Origin of the sequence: Pseudomonas sputi (assembly GCF_021603585.1) — a bacterium.
Taxonomy (GTDB): domain Bacteria; phylum Pseudomonadota; class Gammaproteobacteria; order Pseudomonadales; family Pseudomonadaceae; genus Aquipseudomonas; species Aquipseudomonas sputi.
The window spans coordinates 1-6,329 of sequence record NZ_BQHI01000053.1 but is presented as its reverse complement, the minus strand read 5'-3'; the positions used below and the strand labels follow the sequence as shown (position 1 = coordinate 6,329).

Below are 6,329 nucleotides of genomic sequence, written 5' to 3'. Positions count from 1 at the left end.
CGTCAACGGCGCAGGCACGGGAACAGGGCTGTTGATCACTCTGATTTCCACAGTGGCGCCATCAAGACCTGCACCTGCAAACTTGATCGACCTGCCGGACGGGAAAGTGACGTCGATGTTGGTCAATGCGGGAGGACGGATGTCGAAGGATCGGGGCGTGCTGATTTCGGGTGGTGCAGGCTTCACCGTCTGCCGAGCGACCAGCGAGCGACGGCCGGGTTTGACATCCACCTTCACACTCCAGTTATCGCCAGTGACCGGAGCCTCGCCATACTTGGTCGAATGGTCGCCGTCCCGGAGTATTTCAATGTATCCCCCAGCCACCCCCCCGACACCTTCTACGGTGAACTCTGGATCCTGGACAGTGGCCTCCGAAGGCTTGGTGATACGAGGAGGACCCGATATAACAAACGTGCGTCGAACGGGCGCAGGCGAACCGCCGAACCCGTTGTGCGAGGCTTTAACTGTCAATTTAGAACCCTGAGGCGGAGTGATCAACAATTGCCAGTGTCCCCTCTCGCCGGCTGTTGGAGTTCCCAGCGTCCGCCCTGTTTCTTCATCGACTACCGTTACGGTCGATCCTGTTATGGCCTCCCCCGTCAACAAAAACGGCTTTGCCGCAGGCAAAACAGCTCCATCATCTGGGGATTTGAACAATGTCCCGAAATTTTCTCGCCAAGTAACATTTACCGAAACCCGCTGCATCGGATCACGAATCATGGCCGTGATCCAAAAAGTTGGATATGGCATATCTCCGAGATAGTCCTCGACCTGCCAACGACCATTGCTGTCTCTTGGGGGATAAAGTGTCCTGTTAACCTCAACCACCACTTCCGCGGAGGGATTGAGCGGAACAGCCCTTCCGGAAACAATCACTCTGCTGCCCAATAAAGCGTTTGGGGTCGGGAAGTCGAGTTGAAGTATCTGAGCCTTTTCGTCTGGTGGAACAGAACACAAGTTTTCAGTTTCCGGCTCTACACTTTCACTGGGATCGTCTCCAAATACATCCATCATTGCTTCCTCTACGAGAGGTAAAGAACTCGTTCAGTTGTACAGCCGAAGTCTGAGCTATTGAAGGCCAAATCCTGCTCGGTCCGATACCTGTAGAATCTGACAGTCCCGACAAGCGGTAACTCTTCCCACACCCCAGTCCGGCAGCGTCCTGCAAGTCGTAACAGCGGGCTACGATCGCTTGTGCCATTGCCTACAAATCCCTCAGAATCCGCCGGCTTGTGCGCCTTGGCGTTGCCCCGTAACTTGATCCCCGTCGCTGCAATCAGCGGCCGGGTTTAGTCGCCCGGGGTCTTAGTACGTTGCGCATAAGCGTCATCCAGTCGGGTACTCCCTATCCCCGCACTTGATGGTGGCTGTTCGCAGGGCGCCCTCGGGCGCACCGGTACGTACTCCCGGTCGACTAACCTGCTTACAGCCGCCACCCTTTCTCGTTTAGTCGCGAGCCAGAAAGTGGCAACAACGATGAGTACGACTACATGAAAAAACCGACGCCAAATCCACCATTGAACGCCGACCCAACGGACCCGACCGACCAACCCGATCCGGTCTCCCCCTACGCTTCCATCGATTCAAGAAAACTCCACGATGCGGCCCACAAGGCCCTCGACTTCTATCTCAATCCCAGGCCGGAAAAACCACGCAACTCGGTGGATCGCGGTATGCAGATGTTCAAGGTCGACCCCGACATCAACCCGGAAGCGATTGCCATCCAGACCTACGAAACCTTCTCCTCGGTCAACATCCTGCTGCTGGATCTGGCCGACAGCCTGGAGGACAAGCCGCGGCATCTGGCGATGGCGATCTATCAGTTGAGTGAATTGGGGTTGTTGCTGGCGGAAAAGACGCTGGATAACGAGCGGGCAATTGCGATAGACGCATAAACGAGAAAAGGGTCGTCACCCTGGGCAGGTGATGACCCTTTTGTGTGCCTCACGCTGAGGCAGGCAATGGCTGAAAACTGAAGTACTGTTTCAACGCCTCGACCAGTTGCCCGTATTCCGGTGGTGTCCGGTACAAGCTGAAGCCGGCGTCGTAATGCTGAGGGGTCGCGTCTTCGTGGCACCACAGACAGCACGCCGTCAGGTCGATGACCTGCTGACAGCCCTCGCCCAGGGGGATTTTCAGACGCAGCTTGAATTCGGCACCGATCATCATCGGCAACTGGCTGATAAGCATCAAACCGTCTTCGGAGACGTTGCCCAGAAACCCGATGGGTTTATCGGTGATGCTGTTGAACACTCGCAGAAAATACGGCAACTGGTGTCGTTCGATTCGACGGTCGGTAAACATGAACGTATCGCCATGCATGGCCCGATGACCGGGCCGCACTGTGCTTCGGAACGAACCTGCCCGGCAGGTCCGCTCTCCCCGCTCCCGGTGTGGCGCTCGCCACGTACTTCACATGCCGGTCGCAGGTGTTGCGCCGCTTTAGAATCCAGACTCTAAACCGATGTCATTGGACTATAGCTCACCTTGTACAGCCAGCCAGATTTTGTATGACAACCGCCATCAGAAGCGGGTTGGACGTACCACGGCGGCAGCGCTTCGAGTCGGGTAATGGCCCAGGCTCTGCAGGGTTTCCAGACGCGCGCGGGCGCGGTAGGCGTATTCGCTGTTGGGGTATGAGGCGATGATGAACTGATAGGTCTGCGCCGCATCGACGAACATCTTCTGCCGTTCCAGACACTGTCCGCGCATCATCGACACTTCCGGCCACACATAAGGGCGGGCGCGGCTGGCGCGTTCGACCTTGGACAGCTCGAGCATCACCTGCTCGCAATTGCCCCGGTCATAGGCGCTGTAGGCGTTGTTCAGATGATGGTTCATCGACCAACGGGTGCAGCCCGAAGCGGCAAGGACGCTGAGGGCAAGGGCGGCAATGGGCACGAATCGCATGGGGGTTCTCCTGTCTTGTGCTCTGTATCGACCCCTGATCGGAAATCTTCAGGTGCGTTTGTCCCAAAGTTGTCGCGTTCAATAAAGAAAATAGAAAGTAGTGCAAACGAACAATGACTACACCCTTCGAGCATAGTAGCCTTCGCTGGCGCTTGAACCTGAGGAGTCTTTGCATGTCCGTCCGTCGTACCAAAATCGTCGCTACCCTTGGCCCGGCCAGTAACTCGCCGGAAGTTCTCGAACAGCTGATTCTGGCTGGCCTGGACGTCGCCCGTCTGAACTTCTCCCACGGCACCCCCGACGAGCACAAGGCTCGCGCGAAGCTGGTGCGTGACCTGGCTGCCAAGCACGGCCGTTTCGTCGCCCTGCTGGGTGACCTGCAAGGCCCGAAAATCCGTATCGCCAAATTCGCCAACAAGCGCATCGAGCTGAAGATCGGTGACAAGTTCACGTTCTCCACCAGCCATCCGCTGACCGAAGGCAACCAGCAAGTGGTCGGCATCGACTACCCGGATCTGGTGAAAGACTGCGGCGTGGGCGACGAGCTGCTGCTCGACGACGGCCGCGTGGTGATGCGCGTTGAAACCGCCACCGCCACCGAGCTGAACTGCGTCGTGACCATCGGCGGCCCGCTGTCCGACCACAAAGGCATCAACCGTCGCGGTGGCGGCCTGACCGCGCCGGCCCTGACTGAAAAAGACAAGGCCGACATCAAGCTCGCTGCGGAAATGGAAGTCGACTACCTCGCCGTGTCCTTCCCGCGCGACGCCGCCGACATGAACTACGCCCGTCAACTGCGCGACGAAGCCGGCGGCACCGCCTGGCTGGTGGCGAAGATCGAACGCGCCGAAGCCGTGGCCGACGACGAAACCCTCGACGGTCTGATCAAGGCGTCCGACGCGGTAATGGTTGCCCGTGGTGACCTGGGCGTGGAAATCGGCGACGCCGAGCTGGTGGGCATCCAGAAGAAAATCATCCTGCACGCACGCCGCCACAACAAGGCGGTGATCGTGGCGACCCAGATGATGGAGTCCATGATCCAGAACCCGATGCCGACCCGCGCTGAAGTGTCCGACGTGGCCAACGCCGTGCTCGACTACACCGACGCCGTGATGCTGTCTGCCGAATCCGCTGCCGGCGCCTATCCGCTGGAAGCCGTGCAGGCCATGGCGCGCATCTGCGTCGGCGCTGAAAAGCACCCGACCAGCAAGACGTCCAGCCACCGCATCGGCAAGGAATTCGAGCGCTGCGACGAAAGCATCGCGTTGGCGACCATGTACACCGCCAACCACTTCCCGGGCGTCAAGGCGATCATCGCGCTGACCGAAAGCGGCTACACCCCGCTGATCATGTCGCGTATCCGTTCCTCGGTGCCGATCTACTGCTTCACCCCGCACCGCGAAGCCCAGGCCCGCGCGGCGATGTTCCGTGGCGTGTACACCGTGCCGTTCGACCCGGCTTCACTGGCACCGAACGAAGTCAGCCAGAAAGCCATCGACGAGCTGGTCAAGCGCGGCGTGGTGGAGAAAGGCGACTGGGTCATCCTGACCAAGGGCGACAGCTACCACACCACCGGTGGCACCAACGGCATGAAGATCCTGCACGTGGGCGACCCGCAGGTCTGAGTGACCGGTTGCTGAAAACGAAAAGCCCCGCCATGTGAATGGCGGGGCTTTTTTGCTTCAGACTTCCTTGTAAGCCCTGAAAAGTACCGCTCGTCGAAACTGTTATTTCTAACAGTAGCGAAAGATATCTCGCGGAGTGAACGCTAAGCGCTCTTTTACAAAAGGAGCAAAAGAGATGTCGACCTCTTCAAATTCAATTCCCGTATTCAATGGTGAACCCGATTTATCCTTCGCAGACCAAGGCAAATTTACCCTGCCTGTGATTCCGAATACTGTATTCACGAGCATTCTCGGATTAGGCAAAGATGAAAAACATCTTTACCTGGCTGGTTACATTTTTTACCAGCCTTTAAAAAATGACTATGTGTGTTGCCGTCTGAGCCTTGATGGAAAACTTGACACGAGCTTCGGCGACCAAGGATATGCCAGAGGAAACTTCCCTGAAGAGGACGGCGAAACCAATGGCGTGGCTGAACACGTTATTGTTCAAGACATCGACGGGGAGAAAAAAATCCTGCTGATTGGGGAACACAATAACCGGTACCAGCGACCCGCTCTGATTCGCCTGAATTCGGATGGCAGCCCGGATAAAAGTTATGGGAAGGACGGAACGGTCATCATAAAACTTCCTTCTCCCCCCTGCCCGCTCCAGATGCTCCCGGTAGCACAGCCAATATTCCTCAGGCTATCGCCTTGGAGGATGGCAAGGTTATCGTTCTAAAAATGGCGATTGAAGGTACATATGTTATTAGAGTTGACAAAGATGGATCGCTCGACAAAACATTCAATGGCTCAGGCTATCGATTATTCAACGCCCCGAATGGGGGGAACACTTTTTTACGTACCGTTTTAAATACCACGGACGGCAAGTATTTGTTAGGCGGATCCCAATTCGAACCTGGAAAACCGGCTTCAGGGTTGATTATCCGATTACTGACGGACGGAACAGAGGATCCTGACTACGGGGTAAACGGAGTTGTAGAGATTGTAGATGATAGTGCCCAAGAAAGAGGCTTTGGATTTAATACGCTTGCGCCTCAAAACAATAACCGTACGGCCGCGATTGGTCAGGCCTCACGCAGTGTACGGTCAGGCTTGATTACCAGCCGTGAACCCGACGGCAGCCCGAACATTCAATTCAACAAGGCAACCCCACTCGTCACACAGTTGGAGTTTTATCCAACAGCTTGGTCTGCTGGACGAATGTTGCCCAATGGCAAGCTGCAAGTCGCCGGGCAGGCCGATGAACCACTAGGTTCCAATAAAAATCTTGTGGTTGTTCAGCTCCAACCCAACGGCGAATTCGATAACACCTTTGGCATAAACGGTGTCGTGCGTTTCGCTGGCGATGCGGGTGCAATGATGATGCTCAATGAGAACAGGGTGTTTTTCAGCACGCATGAATCTCAGCAGGTCATTCAGTGTGGTCTTGTTCCTTGACCAGGCGAAAGACTGGCTCTCTTGGGCCATCAAACATCCGGGTGAGGTTTCACACCGGACGTTGCCTGAACGTCTTGAACCTGTAGCACTCTTGCTCGGCAGGTGAAGAGGAAAGGGAGTCGAGCGGAGGCCTTTCAAAACAGGCATTCAACAATTCGGTGATGACTTGTTGAATGCCCAAGCCCCCAGGTCGGCTCACTCCCTCTCCTGCGCAGAAGCTGGAACGGGGGGACTGTCAGATATTTTGTGTGCGGGCCGGTAACGGCCTGCCGTCAGGCAGGCCGTGCTTTTACCAGGTTGGCCTGATAAATCGATCTCCGTACAGAATCGCAAATTGATTCATCGCACTTTTCC

The 6,329-nt window shown here is 56.4% G+C and carries 7 protein-coding genes; 4 read left to right on the top strand and 3 right to left on the bottom strand.

The features are described 5' to 3' along the window. Window positions 1–1,014: Ig-like domain-containing protein (locus L6D81_RS29205; RefSeq protein WP_236182990.1), on the bottom strand; the 1,014-nt coding region annotated here is incomplete at its 3' end. 476 nt (window positions 1,015–1,490) lie between these two features. On the opposite strand from L6D81_RS29205, the gene L6D81_RS29200 reads away from it, so the two are divergent. Beyond that, the gene (locus tag L6D81_RS29200) at window positions 1,491–1,895 is read left to right on the top strand and encodes a DUF6124 family protein (RefSeq protein WP_236182989.1); all 405 of its coding nucleotides are present in this window, start codon (window positions 1,491–1,493) and stop codon (window positions 1,893–1,895) included. A gap of 49 nt (window positions 1,896–1,944) precedes the next feature. Here L6D81_RS29200 and L6D81_RS29195 read toward each other — a convergent pair whose 3' ends face one another. After that, the gene (locus tag L6D81_RS29195; RefSeq protein ID WP_236182988.1) at window positions 1,945–2,304 is read right to left on the bottom strand and encodes a PilZ domain-containing protein; all 360 of its coding nucleotides are present in this window, start codon (window positions 2,302–2,304) and stop codon (window positions 1,945–1,947) included. A 219-nt stretch (window positions 2,305–2,523) separates the two neighbouring features. Further along, complete coding sequence (locus L6D81_RS29190; RefSeq protein WP_011335675.1) at window positions 2,524–2,910, bottom strand: tetratricopeptide repeat protein; 387 nt, start codon at window positions 2,908–2,910, stop codon at window positions 2,524–2,526. A 173-nt stretch (window positions 2,911–3,083) separates the two neighbouring features. Between L6D81_RS29190 and pyk the strand changes: the two genes are divergently transcribed. The 3 genes from pyk to L6D81_RS29175 all read left to right on the top strand — a co-directional run bounded on the left by pyk (window position 3,084) and on the right by L6D81_RS29175 (window position 5,975). Then, window positions 3,084–4,535: a pyruvate kinase gene (gene pyk, locus L6D81_RS29185; protein WP_085697206.1), complete on the top strand. Its 1,452-nt coding sequence runs from the start codon at window positions 3,084–3,086 to the stop codon at window positions 4,533–4,535. A gap of 175 nt (window positions 4,536–4,710) precedes the next feature. Beyond that, window positions 4,711–5,256: an NHL repeat-containing protein gene (locus L6D81_RS29180; protein ID WP_236182987.1), complete on the top strand. Its 546-nt coding sequence runs from the start codon at window positions 4,711–4,713 to the stop codon at window positions 5,254–5,256. Continuing rightward, complete coding sequence (locus tag L6D81_RS29175) at window positions 5,229–5,975, top strand: hypothetical protein (RefSeq protein WP_236182986.1); 747 nt, start codon at window positions 5,229–5,231, stop codon at window positions 5,973–5,975. Before L6D81_RS29180 ends, L6D81_RS29175 begins: the two co-directional genes overlap by 28 nt. Window positions 5,976–6,329: the final 354 nt, after the last annotated feature.